The 21,505-nt window shown below is 58.2% G+C and carries 23 protein-coding genes; 17 read left to right on the plus strand and 6 right to left on the minus strand.

The genetic code is table 11. The features are described from left to right. Positions 1-69: 69 nt before the first annotated feature. From rho to prmC, 3 genes are read left to right on the plus strand one after another with little or no spacing between them, the layout of a single operon-like run. Positions 70-2,394, plus strand: coding sequence for a transcription termination factor Rho (gene rho, locus AC061P_RS04965; RefSeq protein ID WP_480391988.1), 2,325 nt, complete (start codon positions 70-72; stop codon positions 2,392-2,394). 2 nt (positions 2,395-2,396) lie between these two features. Then, complete coding sequence (gene prfA, locus AC061P_RS04970; protein WP_449648851.1) at positions 2,397-3,476, plus strand: peptide chain release factor 1; 1,080 nt, start codon at positions 2,397-2,399, stop codon at positions 3,474-3,476. A gap of 7 nt (positions 3,477-3,483) precedes the next feature. Then, complete coding sequence (gene prmC, locus AC061P_RS04975; protein ID WP_480391989.1) at positions 3,484-4,356, plus strand: peptide chain release factor N(5)-glutamine methyltransferase; 873 nt, start codon at positions 3,484-3,486, stop codon at positions 4,354-4,356. Positions 4,357-4,410: 54 nt separating this feature from the next. Here prmC and AC061P_RS04980 read toward each other — a convergent pair whose 3' ends face one another. Beyond that, on the minus strand, positions 4,411-5,025 hold the full coding sequence (locus AC061P_RS04980) for an HAD-IA family hydrolase (protein ID WP_449648853.1): 615 nt from the start codon (positions 5,023-5,025) through the stop codon (positions 4,411-4,413). A 68-nt stretch (positions 5,026-5,093) separates the two neighbouring features. Here AC061P_RS04980 and AC061P_RS04985 point away from each other — a divergent pair, with 68 nt between their 5' ends. The 13 genes from AC061P_RS04985 to AC061P_RS05045 all read left to right on the plus strand — a co-directional run bounded on the left by AC061P_RS04985 (position 5,094) and on the right by AC061P_RS05045 (position 15,752). Continuing rightward, complete coding sequence (locus AC061P_RS04985; RefSeq protein WP_449648854.1) at positions 5,094-5,750, plus strand: L-threonylcarbamoyladenylate synthase; 657 nt, start codon at positions 5,094-5,096, stop codon at positions 5,748-5,750. Continuing rightward, positions 5,747-6,979, plus strand: a complete 1,233-nt coding sequence (locus AC061P_RS04990; protein ID WP_480392160.1) for an MraY family glycosyltransferase — start codon at positions 5,747-5,749, stop codon at positions 6,977-6,979. The genes AC061P_RS04985 and AC061P_RS04990 overlap by 4 nt, the downstream gene beginning before the upstream one ends. Beyond that, entirely contained in the window at positions 6,976-7,425 is a 450-nt protein-coding gene (locus AC061P_RS04995; protein ID WP_449648855.1) for a Cg1360 family ATP-synthase-associated protein, read from the plus strand. The genes AC061P_RS04990 and AC061P_RS04995 overlap by 4 nt, the downstream gene beginning before the upstream one ends. 118 nt (positions 7,426-7,543) lie before the next feature. Next, positions 7,544-8,368, plus strand: a complete 825-nt coding sequence (gene atpB / locus AC061P_RS05000) for a F0F1 ATP synthase subunit A (RefSeq protein ID WP_480392161.1) — start codon at positions 7,544-7,546, stop codon at positions 8,366-8,368. A gap of 49 nt (positions 8,369-8,417) precedes the next feature. Continuing rightward, positions 8,418-8,642, plus strand: a complete 225-nt coding sequence (gene atpE / locus AC061P_RS05005; RefSeq protein ID WP_009771813.1) for an ATP synthase F0 subunit C — start codon at positions 8,418-8,420, stop codon at positions 8,640-8,642. A gap of 27 nt (positions 8,643-8,669) precedes the next feature. Further along, positions 8,670-9,227 carry a F0F1 ATP synthase subunit B gene (locus AC061P_RS05010; RefSeq protein WP_449648856.1) on the plus strand — a complete coding sequence of 186 codons (558 nt, stop codon included), beginning with the start codon at positions 8,670-8,672 and terminating at the stop codon, positions 9,225-9,227. Then, positions 9,227-10,021 carry a F0F1 ATP synthase subunit delta gene (locus AC061P_RS05015; RefSeq protein ID WP_480391990.1) on the plus strand — a complete coding sequence of 265 codons (795 nt, stop codon included), beginning with the start codon at positions 9,227-9,229 and terminating at the stop codon, positions 10,019-10,021. The genes AC061P_RS05010 and AC061P_RS05015 overlap by 1 nt, the downstream gene beginning before the upstream one ends. A gap of 37 nt (positions 10,022-10,058) precedes the next feature. Continuing rightward, positions 10,059-11,696, plus strand: a complete 1,638-nt coding sequence (atpA, locus tag AC061P_RS05020) for a F0F1 ATP synthase subunit alpha (protein ID WP_480391991.1) — start codon at positions 10,059-10,061, stop codon at positions 11,694-11,696. Between the two features lie 65 nt (positions 11,697-11,761). After that, positions 11,762-12,661 (plus strand): F0F1 ATP synthase subunit gamma, encoded by a 900-nt coding sequence (locus AC061P_RS05025; protein ID WP_449648859.1) that lies wholly within the window; start codon positions 11,762-11,764, stop codon positions 12,659-12,661. Between the two features lie 20 nt (positions 12,662-12,681). Then, positions 12,682-14,208: a F0F1 ATP synthase subunit beta gene (gene atpD / locus AC061P_RS05030; protein WP_480391992.1), complete on the plus strand. Its 1,527-nt coding sequence runs from the start codon at positions 12,682-12,684 to the stop codon at positions 14,206-14,208. Positions 14,209-14,210: 2 nt separating this feature from the next. Then, positions 14,211-14,471 (plus strand): F0F1 ATP synthase subunit epsilon, encoded by a 261-nt coding sequence (locus AC061P_RS05035; protein WP_449648861.1) that lies wholly within the window; start codon positions 14,211-14,213, stop codon positions 14,469-14,471. Between the two features lie 10 nt (positions 14,472-14,481). Next, the gene (locus tag AC061P_RS05040; protein ID WP_480391993.1) at positions 14,482-15,003 is read left to right on the plus strand and encodes a P-loop nucleotide/nucleoside kinase family protein; all 522 of its coding nucleotides are present in this window, start codon (positions 14,482-14,484) and stop codon (positions 15,001-15,003) included. Then, positions 15,000-15,752 carry a YaaA family protein gene (locus AC061P_RS05045; RefSeq protein ID WP_480391994.1) on the plus strand — a complete coding sequence of 251 codons (753 nt, stop codon included), beginning with the start codon at positions 15,000-15,002 and terminating at the stop codon, positions 15,750-15,752. The genes AC061P_RS05040 and AC061P_RS05045 overlap by 4 nt, the downstream gene beginning before the upstream one ends. Here the strand turns inward: AC061P_RS05045 and AC061P_RS05050 are convergent. From AC061P_RS05050 to AC061P_RS05070, 5 genes are all read right to left on the minus strand, one after another. Continuing rightward, on the minus strand, positions 15,749-16,339 hold the full coding sequence (locus AC061P_RS05050) for a DNA-3-methyladenine glycosylase I (RefSeq protein ID WP_480391995.1): 591 nt from the start codon (positions 16,337-16,339) through the stop codon (positions 15,749-15,751). The two genes, AC061P_RS05045 and AC061P_RS05050, sit on opposite strands and share 4 nt — an antisense overlap. Then, positions 16,336-16,848, minus strand: a complete 513-nt coding sequence (locus AC061P_RS05055; RefSeq protein WP_480391996.1) for a methylated-DNA--[protein]-cysteine S-methyltransferase — start codon at positions 16,846-16,848, stop codon at positions 16,336-16,338. Before AC061P_RS05055 ends, AC061P_RS05050 begins: the two co-directional genes overlap by 4 nt. A 92-nt stretch (positions 16,849-16,940) precedes the next feature. After that, positions 16,941-17,990, minus strand: coding sequence for a hypothetical protein (locus AC061P_RS05060; RefSeq protein WP_480391997.1), 1,050 nt, complete (start codon positions 17,988-17,990; stop codon positions 16,941-16,943). A gap of 49 nt (positions 17,991-18,039) precedes the next feature. Continuing rightward, positions 18,040-19,422 (minus strand): aspartate aminotransferase family protein, encoded by a 1,383-nt coding sequence (locus tag AC061P_RS05065; RefSeq protein WP_480391998.1) that lies wholly within the window; start codon positions 19,420-19,422, stop codon positions 18,040-18,042. Between the two features lie 35 nt (positions 19,423-19,457). Further along, entirely contained in the window at positions 19,458-19,940 is a 483-nt protein-coding gene (locus AC061P_RS05070; RefSeq protein ID WP_480391999.1) for an Lrp/AsnC family transcriptional regulator, read from the minus strand. Between the two features lie 122 nt (positions 19,941-20,062). Between AC061P_RS05070 and AC061P_RS05075 the strand changes: the two genes are divergently transcribed. Beyond that, positions 20,063-21,499: a gamma-aminobutyraldehyde dehydrogenase gene (locus AC061P_RS05075; protein WP_449648869.1), complete on the plus strand. Its 1,437-nt coding sequence runs from the start codon at positions 20,063-20,065 to the stop codon at positions 21,497-21,499. The last annotated feature ends 6 nt before the right edge of the window (positions 21,500-21,505 follow it).

Raw genomic sequence — 21,505 nt, forward strand, 5'->3', positions numbered from 1 at the left:
TAGACATCGGTGAGCGACTAGCTCTCCACCATCGCTCGAAAGCGTGGTTGGGGAAAGGAACCCCAAGTAGTGACTGACGTCAACAACCACGCATCAAGCGTGGATTCCCGTGCCGCGCTGAGCGCGTTGCGACTGCCCGAGCTTCAAGCAATGGCAGCCGAACGCGGCATCACCGGCACTTCAAAACTTCGCAAAGGAGAACTCGTGGAAGCTATCAACGAGAAGAACAGCAACACCGCACCATCCGCATCAACAGATGCAGCAGCATCAACAGCAGCTGAAGTAGCTCCCGCACGCAAGCGCGCTTCGCGCCGTGTCACGAGCGTCGACGGCGCCGCGATCGCAGGCTCCGAAGCTCCCGCTGGCGCCCCGCAGGTTGCCAAGACCGCTGCACCAAAGACTGCTGCACCGAAAACTGATCCTGCTGCTCCCGCAGCAGACGCTGCGCCGTCAACCGGTGCCGCAGAGCAGAAGCCAAAGACGGCTCCTCGAAAGAAGAAGGTCGACGCTGCACCAGCAGCAAGCGAGTCGGATGCTGCAGCAACCTCGAGCGCACCGACCGATGCACCAGCATCATCGGATGCCGCCGCAGCCGCCGCAGCGCCTAAGCGCAACCGTCGCAGCTCAAGCCGCGCCGCAGAAGCCACGTCGGGCTCGAACGATGACGCCAACTCTGGCGCGTCAACCGATGCCACGCCAGACAAGGCGCAGAGCGATTCCGACAGGGGCGGCGACGCCGACAAGGGCAGCGATGCTGGCAAGGGTCGCAACGCTGGCCGTAACAAGCGTGACAACAACGCCAACACTGCGGACAACTCCGACAGCGGCAGCGACAAGAGCAACAACTCCGGCCGTGGATCATCAGATTCCGATTCCGACAGTGATAACGATGGCGACAACAACTCCGACGGTGAGTCGGGTTCGGGGCGTAACCGCAACCGCAACCGCAGCCGCAACGGCCAGAACGCCGATGGTTCAGGTCGTCAGAACAACAACCGTCGCCAGAACAACAACGGTGGCGGCAACGAACCTCGTGAGAACCGCGAGCCTCGGGAAAACCGCGACAACCGCGACAACCGCGGCAACAATGACAACCGCGGCACCAACGGCCCGAACAACCAGGACGACTCACGCGGTGGCGACGCTGATTCCGAGCGCGGTGGACGTGGCCGTTACCGTGACCGCAAGCGTGGCCGTGGCAACATGGGGGACGACTTCGAGCCAGAGATCACCGATGATGACGTCTTGATCCCGGTTGCCGGCATCCTCGACGTTCTCGACAACTACGCTTTCGTTCGCACCACTGGTTACCTTCCCGGCAACAGCGATGTTTACGTTTCGCTCGGTCAGGTCAAGAAGTACAACCTGCGCAAGGGCGACGCTGTCGTTGGTGCCATCCGCCAGCCTCGTGACGGCGACAACAGCCAGGGCCGCCAGAAGTACAACGCTATCGTGCGCATCGACTCGATCAACGGTTTGCCCGTTGAAGAGGCAGCCGACCGCGTTGAATTTGGCAAGCTCACCCCGCTCTACCCGCAGGAGCGTCTACGTCTTGAAACCGAGTCGACCATGCTGTCGACCCGCATCATTGACCTTGCTGCTCCGATCGGCAAGGGCCAGCGCGGTCTCATCGTTTCGCCGCCCAAGGCAGGCAAGACGCAGGTTCTGCAGGCTATTGCGAACGCGATCTCGAAGAACAACCCTGAGGTTCACCTCATGGTCGTTCTCGTCGACGAGCGCCCTGAAGAAGTCACCGACATGCAGCGCACCGTCAAGGGCGAAGTTATTGCTTCGACCTTCGACCGTCCAGCTGAAGACCACACCACCGTCGCTGAACTTGCTATCGAGCGCGCTAAGCGCCTCGTTGAGCTCGGTCACGACGTTGTTGTCTTGCTCGACTCGATCACGCGCCTCGGCCGTGCCTACAACCTGACGGCGCCGCCGTCGGGCCGCGTCCTTTCGGGCGGCGTCGACTCTGCAGCGCTGTACCCGCCGAAGCGTTTCTTCGGTGCGGCTCGCAACGTTGAAGAGGGCGGCTCGCTCACGATCATCGCGACGGCTCTCGTTGAGACTGGCTCGAAGATGGATGAAGTTATCTTTGAAGAGTTCAAGGGCACCGGCAACATGGAGCTTCGTCTCTCGCGCCAGCTCGCTGACAAGCGCATCTTCCCGGCAGTCGACTTCAATGCCTCCGGCACGCGTCGTGAGGAAATGCTTCTCGGTGCTGACGAAGTGAAGGTCACCTGGAACTTGCGTCGCGCTCTTGCAGGTCTCGATCAGCAGGCCGCTCTCGAGATCGTGTTGAATAAACTCAAGGAAACGCAGTCGAACGTTGAGTTCCTCATGCAGATCCAGAAATCACTTCCTTCCACTAACGGTAAAAAAGAGGACTAACTATGTTCGAGTCAGTACTGTCGCTGCTGACCGAGCATGGGGAGCTCGAGGGTCAGCTAGCTGACCCCGAGCTCCACTCAGATCCGGTCCGCTCGAAGAAAGTCAACCGACGTTACGCCGAGTTGTCGCGCATTGTCGCGGCCTACAACAACTGGCGTCAGTTGACCGATGATCTCGCGGCAGCCACAGAAATGGCTGACGAAGATGAGTCTTTCGCTGCCGAGGTCCCCGGTCTTACTGAGGAACTGGATGCAGCGCAGGAGAAGCTTCGCCGCATCCTGATTCCGCGTGACCCCAACGATTCCCGTGACGTGATCATGGAAATCAAGATGGGGGAGGGCGGTGCAGAATCGGCTCTCTTCGCTGGCGACCTGCTGCGCATGTACTTGCACTACGCAGAGTCAAAGAAGTGGAAGACGGAGATCATCGAGCAGACCTCGAGCGATCTTGGCGGCATCAAAGATGTTCAGTTGGCCGTCAAGGGCAACTCGAGCGATCCCGCTGAGGGCGTGTGGGCGCACTTGAAGTACGAGGGGGGAGTGCACCGCGTTCAGCGTGTGCCTGCCACTGAGTCTCAAGGCCGCATCCACACTTCTGCTGCTGGAGTGCTCGTTTTCCCTGAGGTCGACGAGCCAGAAGAGGTCGAGATCAGCCAGAACGATCTCAAGATCGACGTGTATCGCTCCTCGGGCCCCGGTGGCCAGTCGGTGAACACAACGGACTCCGCTGTTCGTATTACTCACCTTCCGACCGGCATCGTCGTGGCCATGCAGAACGAGAAATCGCAACTGCAAAACCGCGAAGCCGGTATGCGAGTGCTGCGTGCGCGCATCCTCGCCCGCTATCAAGAAGAAGCGGACGCTGAGGCGAGCGAATACCGCAAGAGTCAGATTCGCACCATGGATCGCTCCGAGCGCATTCGCACGTACAACTTCCCTGAGAACCGCATCGCTGATCACCGCACGGGATACAAGGCCTACAACCTTGACCAGGCGATCAACGGTGCTCTCGAGCCTGTCATCCAGTCGTGCATCATGGCTGATGAAGAGGCGCGCTTGGCGGCAGTCGGCAACGACTCCTAAGCCTGAAGTGACATCTGCACACAACATCAGTGTCGCTGACCTTCTGGGCAGCGGCACTGAATTGTTGACTGCCGCGGGAGTGCAGAGTCCCGCTGTGGATGCCGAACTTCTCGTAGCGCACGTTCTTGAATTGAGCCGCGGTGAGGTTCGTGTTCGCGTGGTCACCGGGTCGACAGTGCCTGCGGAGGTGGAGTCGACAGTGCGCGAACTCTTTGCTCGCCGCGCCGCTCGCGAACCTCTGCAGCACATTACGGGCATGGCGCCGTTCCGAAATCTTGAGCTTCGGGTTGGCCCCGGTGTTTTTGTGCCACGCCCGGAGACAGAAACAGTGGTGCAGTTCGCGATCGATGCGCTCAATGCGAGTGCTACTCCTGAGCCGATCGGTGTCGATCTTGGCACCGGTAGTGGAGCGATTGCTCTCTCAATGGCCACAGAGGTGCCGCGCGCTCGTATTTATGCGGTCGAGCTGTCGCCCGACGCGATGCCATACACGAGCGAAAACTTTCGTCGCTACGGCGCCGATAACGCGACTCTCATCAACGCTGACCTCGGGGATGCCTTTCCTGAACTCAACGGCACCGTCGATGTTGTGATTTCGAACCCGCCTTACATTCCCGCGGCCGCAATCCCGCGCGACATCGAAGTGCAGCTCCACGACCCCGCTCTGGCGCTCTATGGAGGAGAAGACGGCATGGATGTCGTACGCCGCGTCTCAACGACGGCACGCCGGCTTTTGCACCAGGGTGGCACTCTCGTGCTCGAGCATGGCGAAGAGCAAGCCTCGGCATTGGCCGCGCTGCTCACGGCAGACGGTTGGAATGCTGTTGCCCACCACAAAGACTTGCTCGGCCGAGATCGCGCGACTACCGCGCTGCTCTAGGAACGCGCTTCTGGCCCGCTCTCGCGTGCCAGCGTCGCTTGTGCTGCGGTCGTTTTAGGCGCGCGCGTTGGCGAACTCTTCGATAGCACGGTGTAGTCCGGCGCAATCGAGAAATTGGTGACTTGTTATTCCGAGTTGCCGCGCTGATTCCACATTCACCTGCATGTCGTCAACGAAGAAAGCGTTGCGGGCATCAACACCATAGGCATCGAGGGTTCGTTCATAGACTGCCGGATCGGGTTTGCGCGCCCCGTAGTGACTTGAGGTGCGCAGGTTGTCGCCGAAAATATCTACGAGTTCAGGGGCGAGGGTGGGCAAATGATCGCCAAGGAGGGCTCCGTTGTTCGTGAGCAGGGTCGCCTGTCCTAGCTCGGAAGCGCGTTGTGCAGCTGCGATGGAATCGGGCCACACCGTCATTGCTGCTGCTCTGATCTCGACCCAGCGTGCGACATCCACTGACTGACCGATTGCACGTTCAAACGCTGCGAGGTACTCGTCACCCGTGGGGTAGAGGCCAGCTTCGGCGCCGAATTCGCCGTCATCGTGCCACCAGAGGCGACGCAGTTCGAGAAAACTGAGGCCGGTCAGCTCGCTCATTGCGGCCATGCGTGCACGCCAGTCGTACTCATAGAGCACGTCATCCATGTCAAAGATGAAAAGCAGCGTCATTGTTGACCATCGCTATCTGTTTGTCGTGATCAGTCTTTCACTGTTTAGACGGGTACCATGTTGGGGACATGGATGATCTTTACGATTGCGCAGACGACGCTCAGCTTCTTACCGGCATGCGGCTCGCACGTGTTGCTATTGGCCGCGGCGATCTTGTTGTCATCCCGACTGACACCGTCTACGGGGTTGCGGCAGACGCTTTTCAGCCCGAGGCTGTTCAGAAGCTCATCGATGCCAAGGGGCGCACGCGTCAGTCGCCGCCTCCCGTTCTGATTCCTGGCATCCCCACTCTCGACGCGCTTGCAGCCGAGGTTCCGGATGAGGTGCGCACTCTTGTCGCCGAGTTTTGGCCAGGCGGTCTGACGATCATTTTGCCAGCACAGCCCTCGCTGAGTTGGGATCTGGGGGAGACCCACGGCACTGTTGCATTGCGGATGCCATCAAGCCGGATTGCTTTGGAGCTTCTGTCTGAAACGGGCCCGCTTGCCGTCTCGAGCGCAAACAGCACGGGGCTTCCCGCCGCGCGTACTGCAGCAGAGGCTCAAGCGATGCTGGGCGAATCCGTCTCGGTGTACCTCGATGATGGTGAGGGCGGCGAACTTGCCTCCACGATTGTGGATGCCACTGGTTTGCTTTCTGAGGGTGGCAAACTGCGCATTGTGCGTGAGGGTGTTATCCCGGCAGAGTCGATCCGTGCACTGATCGGGGCCGACCGATGCGAATAATCTTCTACTTGCTCATCGCGGGCATTGCGGCAATCGTTACTTACGCCCTTGCGCTGCTTGTACTCAAATTGAGTCTCAAATACCGGCTTTACCCGAAGGTTCGCCAACGCGATGTGCACACAACGCCTACGCCTCGACTTGGCGGCGTCGCGATGTTCTTTGGGATCATCGTTGCGTTTGCCGTTGCATCGAGCTTCAGCAACTTTTCGCTGATCTTCAACGACCCAGGTAAGGTTCTTGGCCTGCTTGGCGCAGCGCTCATCATTGTTGTCATCGGTGTCGCTGACGACATTTGGGATCTTGACTGGCTCACCAAACTCGCCGGGCAGATAATCGCGGCTGGAGTTTTGGCGTGGCAGGGGGTGCAGCTCACTACGCTTCCCGTCGGCGGGCAGACCATCCTTTCGCCGTATGTCTCGCTCATCATTACGATTTTTGCCGTCGTGTTGGTCATGAACGCCGTGAACTTCATTGATGGCCTTGACGGGCTAGTGGCTGGTGTCGCTGTTATCGCCAATGGCGTCTTCTTCATCTACGCCTATCTTTTGCAGTCACAGGCCCAAACCGAATACTTCAACCTGGCGTCGCTGACCACAGCGATCCTTATCGGTGCATGTGTCGGCTTCCTGCCGATCAACTTCCATCCAGCCAAGATGTTTATGGGCGACGCCGGTGCACTGCTCGTCGGCCTTTTGATGGCGGCATCAGCAATTTCTGTCACTGGACAAGTGGATGCGGGCTATCTCGCGCAGCCCGATAAATTTACGCTCGATTTCTTGCCGGCCTTCATTCCCATCCTGCTTCCGGTAGCGGTGCTCGTCATTCCGCTGCTCGACTTTGGGCTCGCGATGATCCGCCGTCTCCGAGCAGGCAAATCGCCGTTCAGTGCTGACCGTAAGCACCTTCATCACCGACTGCTCGACATGGGGCATTCGCACCTTCACGCTGTTCTGATTCTGTACAGCTGGACCTTCGTGGCCTCCGTCGGTGTTCTCGCCTTTACGTTTGTGCCGTGGCGTTGGGGCGCGCTGATGTTCGTCACTGGGCTTGCGGTGTGCGCCGCGATCACCCTTGCTCCCTTGAGCACTCGCAAGGCACGTGAGGCCGCTGCTCAACGTCGTGGCGAGCTGCGCGAAACTCCCGAGAACGACGACGCACGATACGACGGTTTGGATGCCGCGTCCACCGACACCTCACCAACGCCACTCACGAAGGAACCCACCCTATGAAGTCTTCCGCCATTCTCGGCCGTGCTCTTGCCTATGGCGCGATACTGACTGTCGCTATTGCCTTGGCCGGTTCAGTCATCGGTTATTTGGTCGCGGGAACGCCGGGACTCATCAGCGCACTCATCGGTGCTGGACTCACTGCGCTGTTCATGGCGTTCACGGCCGGCACTATCGTTGTGGCTTCGCGAGCCACGAACGGTGATTCCTCGAGCACTCTGTTCTTTGGCATCGTGCTTGGCGCGTGGCTCCTCAAGTTCGTGGTGTTCATCGCAATCCTCGTCGTGCTGCGCGGGCAACCGTTCTTGGAACCTCTCGTGTTCTTCTTTGCAATCCTCGCTGCTGTGATCGGCAGTCTCGTCGTTGACGTGCTCGCGTTCGTTCGTGCGCGTGAGAGTTATGTACCCGGCGTCAAGCTGCCAGGTGAAGATATCTCGACGTCAAACTAATTCTCGTCGGATTCGCCTCTGGATTCGTCGTGAGACTGATTCTCTTGATAGACTTTGACCTGTTCAACCCCCCACTTCCATCGCCGCGTGATGACACGCCCCGATTCTGGAGACAGCGCTGTTATATAACGCTCTCGCGCTTCTAGCGCCCTTTGCCACCGATGACGGATCCGGCGATGGGGGTTTTCATGGCCCCACGCTGTTCGATTTTTACCCTCCAGCGATCTTCTTTGACGGCACGCCGTTTGAGATCAACCGCCTCATGCTTATTCGCTTTATTGCGGTAGCGCTCATTGTGGTGTTGTTCTGGATCGGCACCCGCCGCATGCGAATGATTCCCGGTCGCGGCCAAAGCCTCCTCGAGATGGCTGTGGGCTTCGTTCAGTCCAACATCGCCGATGGCGCTCTTGGCAAGGTAGACGGCAAGCGTTTCATGCCCATTCTCGCCAGCATGTTCTTCATGGTGCTGGCCATGAACCTCACCGGTATAGTTCCGGGTCTCAATCTCGCTGGCACCTCAGTTATCGGCGTTCCGCTTGTTCTGGCTCTCGTTGCTTACGTGGCGTTTATCTACGCAGGAATCAAGAAGCAGGGTGGCAACTTCTTCAAAGCTTCGCTCTTCCCGTCCGGTGTTCCGTGGTACCTCTACATCGTCGTTACGCCGATTGAGTTCCTCTCCACGTTCATCCTTCGCCCCGTAACACTGGCGCTTCGACTTCTCATGAACATGGTCGCTGGCCACATGCTTCTCGTGCTGTGCTTCTCGGCAACACAGTTCTTCTTCTTCACCGCCGGTGGGCTCTTCGGACTCTTCGGTATTGGCACCCTCGCCTTTGGCTTTATCTTCACAATCTTCGAACTCCTTGTCGCGGTACTTCAGGCCTATGTCTTCACATTCCTGACCGCCGTATACATCCAGCTCGCGCTGGTCGAAGAGCACTAGACCGATCCCGGCATTCGCCTGGATTAGAAAACCACGGAAGGAAACACAAATGAACGTCGCAGAGCTGACTGGAAACATTGCACCCCTCGCATTCGGTGTTGCAACCATCGGACCCGCTATCGGTGTAGGCATCGTTGTTGGCAAGACCGTTGAGTCGGTTGCACGCCAACCAGAACTTCAGGGTCGCCTTACCGGCCTTATGTTCCTCGGTATTGCATTCACCGAGGCGCTCGCATTCGTTGCGATCGCAGTTGCATTCATCCCCTTCCCGTAATCGCTAACTGACTAAGAGGAGGCTGGGATGCTAACCGCACTACTGGCTGCTGCAACGGAGGGCGAATCGCCCAACCCGTTGATTCCGGAGACCTACGACATTGTTTGGTCGTTGGTTTGCTTCGCGATCATCTTGTTCTTCTTCTGGAAGAAGTTCCTTCCTGCACTAACGAAGACGCTCGACGCACGCGCCGAAGCTATCGAAGGTGGCATCAAGAAGGCTGAGATCGCTCAGGCCGAAGCTGCTGCAGCTCTCGAGCAGTACAAGACGCAGCTCGCTGAGGGCCGTGCCGAGGCCGCGAAAATTCGCGAACAGGCACGACTCGAAGGCACCGCGATCGTCAACGAGCTCAAAGAGCAGGCATCGATTGAGGCTGCACGCATCACTGCGAACGCACAGGCCACAATCGAGGCAGAGCGTCAAGCAGCTCTCGTGTCGCTCCGCACCGAGGTTGGCTCAATGGCCATCGACCTCGCATCGGGCGTCATCGGGCAGAGCTTGACCGATGACAAGAAGTCGTCTGCGCTCGTCGATCAGTTCCTGGCTGACCTTGAGGCATCAGAGAAGGCAAAGGCGAAAAAGTAATGGGATCAGCTACGAGAGAAGCGCTTGTTGCCGCGAAGGATGCTTTGGCATCGGTCGCTGCCAAGAACTCTCTGGCCACTGGCGCAGAGCTGTTTGAAGCCGGGCGCGTTGTGGGCGGTTCCGCCCAATTGCGTTCCGCTTTGGCTGATCCTGCCGCCGCTGCGAAAGACAAGGCCGCGATTATCGGTTCGGTTTTCTCGTCGCTGAGCGCCTCTACGCGCACCGTTCTTTCAGCCATCGTGAGCGCTCGCTGGTCGAGTGCAGATGATTTGCTCGCAGGAATCGAAGAGATCGGCATTCGGTCGGTGGCAAATTCTGCTCCCGCAAAGCTCTCTATTGATAACGAGCTCTTCGCTTTCGGTGGCACCGTTTCTTCAGATGCCGAACTGGAACTCGCCGTAGGCAGCAAGCTTGGCTCCGCCGCATCGAAGTCTGCGCTGGTTCACGAACTGCTCAAGGGCAAGGCTTCAGAACAGGCTGTCGTCATCATCGACCAGCTCGTTCAGCAGCCACGTGGCCGCCGCATCGGTGAACTAATCGCCACTGCAGCAGACATCGTTGCCGACCAGGCAGGTCAGTCAGTCGCCACGATCACGACTGCGGCGCCGCTCAAGGCAGCGCAGCTCGAACGATTGCGCACGGGCCTCACTAAGAACTACGGACGCGAGCTCAAGCTCAACGTTCGCATCGACCCCTCGATCATCGGTGGGGTACGCGTTCAGATCGGTGACGAAGTCATCGACGGCAGCGTTTCCACCAAGCTCAACGACCTCAGGATCCAACTCGCGGGCTAGCGAGTTAGCAGACCTTTCCACGGAATAGGAAAACACAATGGCAGAACTCAGCATTAGTCCGGACGAGATCCGCGACGCGCTCAAGGACTTCGTCAAGGCTTACGAGCCCGGCAAGGCTGCGACAACCGAGACCGGCACCGTCGTCGACGCTGCAGACGGAATCGCTCACGTCGACGGCCTCCCCGGCGTAATGGCCAACGAACTCATCCGCTTCGCCGACGGCACACTGGGCCTCGCCCAGAACCTCGACGAAGACGAGATCGGTGTTGTCATCCTCGGCGAATTCGCCGGCATCGTCGAAGGTATGGAGGTTACCCGCACGGGTGAAGTACTTTCCGCACCAGTTGGCGACGCATTCCTCGGTCGTGTAGTCGATCCTCTCGGCGCCCCGATCGATGGCCTCGGTGAGATCAAGGCAGAAGCTCGCCGTGCGCTCGAACTTCAGGCACCTGGCGTCATGGATCGCAAGAGTGTCCACGAGCCCATGCAAACCGGAATCAAGGCTATCGACGCCATGATCCCGATCGGCCGTGGCCAGCGCCAGCTGATCATTGGTGACCGCCAGACGGGTAAAACCGCCATTGCGATCGACACCATCATCAACCAGAAAGAAAACTGGGAGTCGGGCGACGAGAACAAGCAGGTTCGCTGCATCTACGTCGCCATCGGGCAAAAGGGTTCGACGATTGCTGCTGTCAAGGGCGCGCTCGAAGAGGCCGGCGCGATGGAGTACACCACCATCGTGGCTGCTCCCGCATCCGACCCTGCAGGATTCAAGTACCTCGCCCCTTACACCGGTTCAGCCATCGGCCAGCACTGGATGTACGGCGGCAAGCACGTACTGATCATCTTCGATGACCTCTCCAAGCAGGCTGAGGCCTACCGCGCCGTATCGCTGCTCTTGCGCCGTCCGCCAGGACGTGAGGCATACCCCGGTGACGTGTTCTACCTGCACTCCCGTCTGCTTGAGCGTTGTGCCAAGCTCTCCGACGAGCTCGGTGCCGGATCGATGACGGGCCTTCCCATCATCGAGACCAAGGCAAACGACGTTGCTGCGTACATCCCGACCAACGTGATCTCGATCACCGACGGTCAGATCTTCCTGCAGTCCGACCTGTTCAACGCCAACCAGCGCCCCGCTGTTGACGTGGGAATTTCGGTCTCGCGTGTTGGTGGAGACGCTCAGGTCAAGTCGATCAAGAAGGTTTCAGGAACACTGAAGCTTGAGCTTGCTCAGTACCGCTCGCTCGAAGCATTCGCAATGTTCGCATCTGACCTCGACCCAACTAGCCGTCGCCAGCTCGCTCGAGGCGCACGCCTCACCGAGCTGCTTCGCCAGCCTCAGTACTCGCCCTTCCCCGTCGAGAACCAGGTCGTTTCGATCTGGGCCGGCACGAACGGCAAGCTCGACGAGGTTCCCGTCGAAGACATTCTTCGTTTCGAAAGCGAATTGCACGACTACCTCGCTCGTAACACGAAGGTTCTCGACACCCTCCGCGAGAAGAACGCACTCGATGACCAGCTAATTGCTGACATGGATGCGGGAGTCGAAGCATTCAAGCTAGGTTTCCAGACCGGTGAGGGCAAGTCGCTCAACTCGGTAGGATCCGAGCAGTTCGAAGAGATCGCTGAAGAAGACATCGCTCAAGAGCAGATCGTCAAGCAGAAGCGCTGAGCTCTGCGCCAGTAATCAGCGAACCAGTGATCATCGACCAACACGACAGAGAAAGTTAGAAAGCTATGGGAGCGCAACTTCGGGTCTACCGGCAGAAGATTAGTTCTGCCAAGACGACCAAGAAGATCACACGCGCGATGGAGCTGATCTCCGCGTCGCGCATTCAAAAGGCGAAACAGCGGGTTGCTGCATCGGGACCGTACTCACGTGCAGTCACTCGTGCCGTTTCGGCGGTGGCGACTTTCTCGAATGTCGATCACGTGCTGACAACCGAGCCAGAGACAGTCGACCGCGCAGCGGTAGTCATCTTCTCGAGCGACCGTGGCCTCGCAGGAGCGTTCAACACGAACGTTCTCCGCGAAGCTGGCGAACTCGCAGCTCGGCTCGAGGGCGAAGGCAAAGAAGTTGTTTACTACCTCGTTGGTCGCAAGGCCGCGGCGTACTTCGCCTTCCGCAAGCGAGATGCTGAGCAGATTTGGACCGGCGGAACAGATTCGCCAGCGTTCGAAATTGCCAAGGAAATCGGCGATGCCGTAGTTGGCAAGTTCTTGCAGCCAGCGAGCGAGGGCGGCGTGGATGAAATTCACATCGTGTATAACCGCTTGGTAAGCATGCTTCTGCAGGTTCCCGAGGTCGTTCGTCTCCTCCCTCTGGAGATCGTTGAGGGTGTTGAAGCGCCCGACGAGAAGGATGTTCTTCCCCTCTACGAATTCGAACCAGAGGTGGACAAGGTGCTCGACGCTTTGCTGCCTGTGTACATCGAAAGTCGCATCTTCAACGCCATGCTTCAGTCGGCTGCTGCAAAGCACGCTGCTACACAGAAGGCAATGAAGTCTGCAAGCGACAACGCAGACAAGCTAATCAACGACTACACGCGCCTCGCAAACAACGCGCGCCAGTCAGAGATCACCCAGCAGATTTCCGAGATCGTGGGCGGCGCGGACGCCCTCAGCTCGGCTAAGTAAGAACCATAGATAGGGAAGCCATGACTGAAAAAGCCCCGGCCAAGAAGGCCCCAGCCAAAAAAGCACCAGCCAAGAAGGCGCCTGCAGCCACGAAGGCTGCGGCAGCCACAGTTGCCGGTATTGGTCGCATTTCGCGAGTAACCGGCCCCGTAGTGGACGTCGAATTCCCGCACGATTCGATCCCCGGAATCTACAACGCCCTCAAGACCAACGTCACCATCGGTGGTCAGACGACTGAGATCACACTTGAGGTCGCACAGCACCTCGGTGACGACGTCGTTCGCGCCATCGCGCTCAAGCCGACTGACGGACTCGTTCGTGGCCAAGAAGTGCGCGACACCGGCGAGCAGATCACTGTTCCCGTTGGTGACGTCACCAAGGGCAAGGTCTTCAGCGTTACCGGTGAGATCCTCAACGCGGATGAAGATGGCAAGGTCAACGGTGAAACTGTCGAGATCACCGAGCGCTGGCCCATCCACCGCAAGCCCCCGGCATTCGACCAGCTCGAAGCAAAGACTGAGCTGTTCGAGACCGGTATCAAGGTCATCGACCTCCTTACCCCCTACGTACAGGGTGGAAAGATTGGTCTGTTCGGTGGTGCCGGCGTCGGTAAGACCGTTCTGATCCAGGAAATGATCCAGCGTGTAGCCCAGGACCACGGTGGAGTTTCCGTCTTCGCCGGTGTTGGTGAGCGTACCCGCGAAGGTAACGACCTCATCGCCGAAATGGACGAAGCAGGCGTCTTCGAGAAGACTGCTCTAGTCTTCGGCCAGATGGATGAGCCACCAGGAACGCGACTGCGCGTTGCACTCTCGGCTCTCACCATGGCTGAGTACTTCCGTGACGTTCAGAAGCAGGACGTTCTGTTGTTCATTGACAACATCTTCCGCTTCACGCAGGCCGGTTCTGAAGTATCGACCCTTCTGGGCCGCATGCCTTCGGCCGTTGGTTACCAGCCGAACCTCGCCGACGAGATGGGTATCCTTCAGGAGCGCATCACCTCGACGCGTGGTCACTCGATTACGTCGCTTCAGGCAATTTATGTTCCTGCTGACGACTACACCGACCCAGCTCCGGCAACGACCTTCGCCCACCTCGACGCTACGACTGAGCTCAGCCGTGAAATCGCGTCGAAGGGTCTCTACCCGGCCGTTGACCCGCTCACCTCGACGAGTCGTATCCTCGACCCTCGTTACCTAGGTGCCGACCACTACCGTGTTGCTACCAACGTGAAGCAGATTCTGCAGAAGAACAAGGAACTCCAGGAGATCATCGCGATCCTCGGTGTTGACGAGCTCTCTGAAGAAGACAAGATCACCGTTTCGCGCGCACGTCGCATCCAGCAGTTCCTCTCACAGAACACCTACATGGCGAAGAAGTTCACCGGTGTTGAGGGATCGACTGTTCCGCTCAAGGAGACCATCGAGTCGTTTGACGCGATCGTCAAGGGTGAGTTCGACCACGTTGCCGAGCAGGCATTCTTCAACGTCGGTGGAATCAACGATGTCGAAGAGCAGTGGGCCAAGATTCAGAAAGAGAACTCCTAACAATGGCCGTTCTCAAGGTGAGCGTCGTCTCTGCCGACCAGGAACTCTGGTCGGGAGAGGCGAGCCAGCTCGTCGCGCGCACTACCGAAGGTGAAATCGGAATTCTTCCTGGCCACGAACCGCTTCTAGCGATTCTCGCGAAGGGTGAAGTTCGAGTCACCGCCGCTGATGGAACACTCGTCACCGCAAACGCAGATAACGGATTCCTCTCAGTGGAGAACAACACGGTAACAGTCGTGGCGAGTTCCGCAGAGTTGGTCTAGTTTTCGTTTCATGCTAATTGCAATGGCTGGGCTGCCGGGCGCAGGTAAGACCACTCTCGCAGAGGTCATTGGTGCCCGGCGCAAGATCACAATCCTGTCGGTCGACCAAATAGAAACTGCGATTCTGGAAGCCGGAATTAGTAGTGGACAACCGACAGGTCTTGCCGCCTATTTGGTAGCAGAGACTCTCGCAGAATCTGTTCTCATGCACGATCGAGATATCATCATCGACGCCGTAAACGCCGTGGATCCTGCGCGCGAGCAGTGGGTTAACCTCGCTGAGCGCACAGGTTCCGGCATCCGGTTCATCGAAGTCGTGTGCTCCGATCGCGAAGAACACAAAACTCGACTCGTCGAGCGCGCAGCTAAACGAGAACGGTCCGGTGTTCTGGCTCGAGATGCTGTGGAACACAATCTGGACGAATACTCGGCCTGGACTGGAGCGAGCGGTGCGACTGCACGCATCACCCTTGATTCTGCCGGCGCGATCGGTGTCAACGTTGAACGGGCCATCGCCTTTCTTGACGCGTGATCGTTCTTCTTCCTCCCTCTGAAACGAAACGAGACGGCGGAGTCCACGGCTCCGCCCTCGATTGGTCACGGCTATCTTTCCCTGCGTTGACCGAGCACCGTCAAACCGTTGCTCAACAGCTCACGCACCTCACGGGCGATTCCGAAACCGCCCGACGAGCGCTTGGACTCAGCCTTAAACAACAGTTCGAGGTCGAGCGGAACCGTACGCTGGCCACCGCACCCGTTATGCCAGCCCTCGAACGCTATACCGGCGTACTTTTTGACGGACTCGATGCGCCGAGCCTGACTCCTGCAGAACGTGACTTCGCCCACAAAACGGTGGTTGTGCATTCTGCACTTTTCGGGCCCATTGGGGCCGGAGATCCGATTCCAGCCTACCGACTTTCACACAATTCGCGCTTACCCGGATTGACTCTTAAATCACATTGGCGTGCCTCGGTTACGGAGACTTTGAGCGCCGTCGAGGGGCTGCAACTTGATCTTCGCTCTGAGGCTTATGCGCAGCTGGGCGCTGCGTCGGGTAACAGTGTCTATCTTCGAATTGTCACTGAGGGGCCGGACGGAAAGCGCGTCGCGCTGAGCCACTTCAACAAGAAGTCCAAGGGTATCTTCTCTCGGGCGGTCATCAGCGCCGGTATCCACCATTCCACCGTCGAATCGCTAATGGAGTGGGCGAGGGGTGCGGGTTTTCAGCTTGAGCGCGGCGAACCTGGAGAACTCGATCTGGTCGTCGCCGCCGCCACTTAGGCTGCTCGCCAACAGCCTTCGACGTGATCGTCGACCATGCCGGCCGATTGCATCAGGGCGTACATCGTCGTCGGCCCCACGAATCGGAACCCCTGAGCTTTGAGGGCCTTGCTCATGGCTGTGGACTCGGCGGTCACGGCAGGTACATCTGCAAGCGACGATAGCCGTCGCGCCCGTGTTGGGGGAGCGAACTGCCACAGCAGTGCATCCAACGCGCCCGGTGCCTGCTGAGTGAGTTCCAGCGTTGCTCGGGCATTGGTGATTGCTGCTGAGACTTTGAGGCGGTTGCGGATGATGCGGGGATCGTTGAGCAGTCGAGCCACATCTGCGTCGGAATACTTCGCGATCGCCATTGGGTCAAAGTGGTCGAACGCATCGCGTAGTCCCTCACGTCGTCGCAAGATCGTAATCCAAGAAAGCCCGGCTTGGAAAGCCTCAAGCATGATCTTCTCGAAGAGCCGGTGGTCGCCGCGAAGGGGAACCCCCCACTCGTCATCGTGGTACCGGCGATAGAGTTCGTCGTCCCCGACCCAGCCGCAACGACCGCGGCCATCGGGCCCGACGATAATCGATGCCCGCTCGCTCATCGGTGACTGATTCCTTCGTGTGCGAGTAGCCACACCTTCGTAGGAATGCCCGCACCACCGCTGTAACCGGTGATGCGCTGGTTCGACGCGAGCACGCGGTGACAGGGCACAATGATGGGGATCGGGTTAGCGCCAACGGCGCCTCCTACCGCACGGCCCGCAGTGGGGCGGCCCGTCGCGCGGCCGATATCGGCATAGGAAACAGCTGAACCGAACGGGAGTTGGTTTAGCTCGTGCCAGACCGACTGCTGGAATGCCGTGCCACTAGCAGACAGAGGCAAGTCAAATGAGCGACGTTTGCCAGCGAAGTACTCGGTGAGCTGTCGTGCCGCCTCATCGAGCACGGCACAGGAACGCTCGTCTTCGGCGCCATGAGGCAGAACGCCACTGTTTTCAATGGCTAGCCCTGTGAGGCTTTCCCCATCGCTCGTGAGCTCGATGCGGCCGATAGGAGACGGAAGACGGCGAAGGTAGGTTTCTTCGTGCTGGAGTGCGTTGCCTGGTTGCATGATTCGAGCGTAATCCTGACTCTAGAGGCGCCGCTGGCTATTTTCGGACATCGCGATATTCGGCTTTGGGGGAGCGCTGTGGAGGATGAGTCTTAGAGTTTGTCGTCCCGCGGCTCGATATTGATGCTCTTGTTGAGTTCGCTGATCGTCGCGTTCAGTGCCTCAAGCTGCGTCACCATGTCTTCGTACGTCGCGACATTCTTTTCGATTGAGGCGTAGAACGAATTCAAGGATTCTTGACGATCGATCAACGAACTGCGCTCGTTGTTGAACTGCTGGGCCGTGGAGAAGTCGCCGTTGTCTGCGCGGGTATTGAAGCTATCGATGTCCCGGTTTAATTGGTCGTAGCCCGCATTGTAAGAGTCATAGTCGGCATCAATGCTGGCGCGTAGCGTATCGAGCTCGGCTACCAGCTTCTCGCTAGCTTCCTGCTGAGCGGTAAAGACAGCATTGGACTTTTCGTGCAGGGCAACAACCGCCGAGCGGTCGGTGAAGTACTCGGCGTAGTGCTCTTCAAGTTCGGGGCTGAGTTCGGCAAACTCCGTACCAATAATGGAATGGAGTTCATTCGACCGCTCTCCGGGCTCGGTCTTAGCGTAGAACTCTAGAGTTGTGGCAAACTCTGGGTCGTCTTTCATCCGCTTCGCTTCTGCTTCCAGCAGCGGAGTAAGCCGTGCTCGTTCCGCGCTAGAGGTGCGGTCCCACGCCGCGTGCAGCATCTCGTGCGCGGCGACGACTTGCTCGATACCGGCGAGCCGATCATCCGTAACGTCAAAGAGGTAGATCGACTTATTGCTCGGGAAGTAGCAGCCGAGCACCCCGAAGTTTTCTTCGACGTTCGAGCACGTGCTGTTAAAGGTGGGGTTCGTCTGAATCGTCGGCTGGCTTGCGTAAAACAAGAACTTGCCCTCGTCGGACATGCCGGCCTCACCGACATACTTCTCAACGCTCGATGACGGTTCGAACTGCCACACAGCAAACTGATCAGCGATGCGTTGCTGATTAGTGAGTACCCACACTCCGCTAGCGATGACGGCAACATTGAGCATGACCGCGAGGGCAATCGCAATTGCCCGGGACACGGTCATGGGGGAACGGCGATCGCGCTCGCGCAATATCGGCGAATTATCCTCAGTACTCACGAAACAACTCTAACTGAGCCGCGGGTAAGAGAACGAACCTGCTGTGGTTCTAGAGGCGGCTCCATGCTTCGGTGAGAACCGAACGCAGGATCGATTCTATCTCGTCAAATTCGGCTGGACCGATCGTTAGCGGCGGTGCCAGCTGAATCACAGGATCCCCTCGATCGTCAGCACGGCAGTAGAGCCCGGCATCATAGAGAGCCTTGGAGAGGAAACCACGCAGAAGGCGCTCGGACTCATCATCATTAAAGGTCTCTTTCGTCGCCTTGTCCTTGACGAGCTCAATGCCAAAGAAGTACCCATCGCCCCGCACATCACCAACGATTGGTAGGTCGAGCAAACGTTCAAGAGCCGCACGGAATTTCGGGGAGTTTTCCCGAACGTGCTCGTTGATTTTCTCTTCTTCAAAGATGTCAAGGTTCTCGAGAGCGACAGCGGCCGACACAGGATGCCCGCCGAAGGTGTATCCGTGATAGAAAGTCGTCGCGCCGTGCTTGAAGGGCTCATAAACGCGGTCTGACACGATCGTCGCGCCGATCGGGGAGTACCCGCTCGTCATGCCCTTCGCGCACGTAATCATGTCAGGAATGTAGTCATAGGCGTCACACGCAAACATGTGGCCAAGGCGCCCGAATGCGCAAATGACTTCATCGCTCACTAGCAGCACGTCATACTCATCACAAATCTCGCGCACTCGCGTGAAGTAGCCGGGCGGCGGTGGGAAGCATCCGCCCGAGTTCTGCACGGGTTCTAAGAAGACCGCTGCGACGGTTTCGGGGCCCTCAAAGAGAATCATCTCCTCGATACGGTTGGCTGCCCACAGCCCGAACTCTTCTTCCGTGCCACGGAAACCCATTTCCTCGGCGCGGTAATAGTTGGTGTTCGGCACGCGAAAGCCACCAGGAACCAGAGGCTCGAACATCTCTTTCATGCCGGGGATGCCCGTGATCGCCAGTGCCCCCTGAGGTGTGCCGTGATAGGCCACTGCCCGCGAAATCACCTTGTGTTTAGTGTGGCGTCCCTGAAGTTTCCAGTACTGCTTCGCCAACTTGAACGCCGTCTCTACGGCCTCGCCGCCGCCGGTGGAGAAAAATACCCGGTTGAGGTCGCCAGGAGCATAGCCTGCCAAACGGTCAGCAAGCTCGATGGCTTTCGGATGGGCGTACGACCACAGCGGGAAGAACGCGAGTTCTTCTGCCTGCTTAGCGGCAACCTCGGCCAAGCGCTTGCGGCCGTGACCAGCATTGACCACAAAGAGCCCGCTCAGTCCATCGAAGTACTTTTTGCCTGCAGTGTCATAAATGTGATGGCCTTCGCCGCGCACAATAATGGGCACGCCGTGACCGTCTTCCATCACCGATTGGCGAGAGAAGTGCATCCACAGGTGATCCTTAGCTTTTTGCTGCAGATCGGCTTCGTCGAACTCTGGCATGACAGACACTTTCTTGAGGGGAATGGGAGCGCCGTTTAGCGCGTGCCCCAGTTATAGAACTGCTTGTGGAGACGCAAGTAGACGAAGGTCTCCGTAGAGCGAACGCCCTGAATTCCGCGGATGTCGCGGTTCAGGAGATCAATAAGGTCATCGTCGTTTTCGCAGACGACTTCGACAAGAAGGTCAAAGCTGCCCGCGGTGAGCACGACGTAGTCAACTGACGAAAGCTTGCCGATTTGTTCGGCGACAGAGGTCGTGTCTCCTGATACCTGGATGCCGATCATTGCCTGGCGAAAGAAGCCAAGTTGCATGGGATCAGTAACAGCAACGACCTGCATGACACCCGAGTCGGTGAGTTTCTGCACACGTTGCCGAACAGCTGCTTCGCTGAGACCGACCGCCTTGCCGATGTCGGCATAGGAGCGGCGCCCATCGTTCTGCAGTTGCTCGATGATCGCCTTTGAGACATCGTCGAGGTGCACAGGTTTGGCCGCAGAACTGCGAGACGAGGTGCTCATTGCTCGATTTTGTCAGTTGAAACCCTCTTCTGCAAGTGATTCCGTATCAAAATAGTCGTTTCACAGCGGAAATCGTCAGTTCAGCAGTGGATTACTGACGACGCGGTAGGTATCTTGGTGGCATGAGCACTTCTGAGATCCAAAACTTCATCAATGGCGAGTATGTTGCCGCCACCACCGAGAACAGTTTCGATGTGGTCGACCCGGCAACGGAGAAGAGCTACGCCACCTCACCAATATCGTCAGCCGCCGATGTTGATGCAGCCTACGGCGCTGCGGCGCGAGCATTCGAGACGTGGGGCGAGACCACGCCGTCAGAGCGTCAACTAGCCCTGTTCCGCATCGCTGATGCGATGGAAGCTCGAGCCGAAGAATTCGCCGATCTGGAATCACGAGACACCGGCAAACCGCGCAACAGTTTGGTGGCCGATGAAATCCTGCTCTCCGTCGATCAAATCAGATTCTTCGCGGGGGAGGCACGGCACCTTTCGGGTATGGCCTCCGGCGAATACCTGAAAGACCACACATCATCGATTCGTCGCGAACCTATCGGCGTTATCGGTCAAGTTGCCCCGTGGAACTACCCGCTCAATATGGCCGTGTGGAAAGTTGCGCCAGCTATTGCCGCTGGCAACACCACCGTCCTGAAGCCGAGCGACACGACCCCGTCATCAACGCTGCTCTTTGCAGAAGTCGCCTCCGAGTTTCTCCCAGCAGGCGTATTCAACGTACTCACGGGCGATCGCACAACGGGCGGCCTCATGATCGACCACAAGACACCGCAAATGGTTTCCATCACCGGGTCGGTTCGGGCCGGTATGGAGGTCGCTAAGGCGGCATCCGTTGATCTCAAGAGGGTTCATCTAGAACTTGGCGGTAAGGCCCCGGTTGTGGTCTTCAACGATGCAGACATCCCTGCGGCGGTAGCAGGAATCGGTGCCGCCGGATACTTCAATGCTGGTCAAGATTGCACGGCGGCAACGCGCCTGATCGTGCAGGAGGACGTGCATGATGAATTTGTCGCTGAGCTGGTGAAGTGGACACGAGAAAACGCCAAGACAGGAGCGCCAGACGAAGACGTGTACTTCGGAGCCGTGAACAACGCGAATCAGCTTGCGCAGGTCTCCCGCGTAGTTGATGAGTTGCCATCCCATGCTCAGATTGAGCTAGGCGGGCATCGTCAAGGTGAGCGTGGCTACTTCTATGAAGCGACCATCATCTCCGGGCTTCAGCAACATGACTCTGCCGTGCAAAACGAAATCTTTGGGCCGGTCATCACCGTTCAGAAGTTCACTGATGAAGACCAAGCGCTCGAATGGGCGAACGATGTCAACTACGGGCTCGCGTCAAGCGTGTGGACTCGCGATCACGGCCGCGCGATGCGCTTCGCGAAGCATTTGGACTTCGGATGCGTGTGGATCAACACCCACATCCCGATCGTCGCCGAAATGCCTCATGGCGGATTCAAGCACTCTGGGTACGGAAAGGACCTCTCAAGCTATGGCTTTGAGGATTACACCCGCATCAAGCACGTCATGAGTTTTATCGGAAAAGCGTGACGTTCT

Source organism: Rhodoglobus sp. G.S.4 (genome assembly GCF_056619605.1).

Bases quoted from the DNA above. Each gene is read 5' to 3' on its own strand.
- prfA (WP_449648851.1), top strand. From the start codon at position 2,397: ATGTTCGAGTCAGTACTGTCGCTGCTGACCGAGCATGGGGAGCTCGAG.
- AC061P_RS04980 (WP_449648853.1), bottom strand. From the start codon at position 5,025: ATGACGCTGCTTTTCATCTTTGACATGGATGACGTGCTCTATGAGTAC.
- AC061P_RS04985 (WP_449648854.1), top strand. From the start codon at position 5,094: ATGGATGATCTTTACGATTGCGCAGACGACGCTCAGCTTCTTACCGGC.
- AC061P_RS04995 (WP_449648855.1), top strand. From the start codon at position 6,976: ATGAAGTCTTCCGCCATTCTCGGCCGTGCTCTTGCCTATGGCGCGATA.
- atpE (WP_009771813.1), top strand. From the start codon at position 8,418: ATGAACGTCGCAGAGCTGACTGGAAACATTGCACCCCTCGCATTCGGT.
- AC061P_RS05010 (WP_449648856.1), top strand. From the start codon at position 8,670: ATGCTAACCGCACTACTGGCTGCTGCAACGGAGGGCGAATCGCCCAAC.
- AC061P_RS05015 (WP_480391990.1), top strand. From the start codon at position 9,227: ATGGGATCAGCTACGAGAGAAGCGCTTGTTGCCGCGAAGGATGCTTTG.
- atpA (WP_480391991.1), top strand. From the start codon at position 10,059: ATGGCAGAACTCAGCATTAGTCCGGACGAGATCCGCGACGCGCTCAAG.
- AC061P_RS05025 (WP_449648859.1), top strand. From the start codon at position 11,762: ATGGGAGCGCAACTTCGGGTCTACCGGCAGAAGATTAGTTCTGCCAAG.
- atpD (WP_480391992.1), top strand. From the start codon at position 12,682: ATGACTGAAAAAGCCCCGGCCAAGAAGGCCCCAGCCAAAAAAGCACCA.
- AC061P_RS05035 (WP_449648861.1), top strand. From the start codon at position 14,211: ATGGCCGTTCTCAAGGTGAGCGTCGTCTCTGCCGACCAGGAACTCTGG.
- AC061P_RS05040 (WP_480391993.1), top strand. From the start codon at position 14,482: ATGCTAATTGCAATGGCTGGGCTGCCGGGCGCAGGTAAGACCACTCTC.
- AC061P_RS05050 (WP_480391995.1), bottom strand. From the start codon at position 16,339: ATGAGCGAGCGGGCATCGATTATCGTCGGGCCCGATGGCCGCGGTCGT.
- AC061P_RS05055 (WP_480391996.1), bottom strand. From the start codon at position 16,848: ATGCAACCAGGCAACGCACTCCAGCACGAAGAAACCTACCTTCGCCGT.
- AC061P_RS05065 (WP_480391998.1), bottom strand. From the start codon at position 19,422: ATGCCAGAGTTCGACGAAGCCGATCTGCAGCAAAAAGCTAAGGATCAC.
- AC061P_RS05070 (WP_480391999.1), bottom strand. From the start codon at position 19,940: ATGAGCACCTCGTCTCGCAGTTCTGCGGCCAAACCTGTGCACCTCGAC.
- AC061P_RS05075 (WP_449648869.1), top strand. From the start codon at position 20,063: ATGAGCACTTCTGAGATCCAAAACTTCATCAATGGCGAGTATGTTGCC.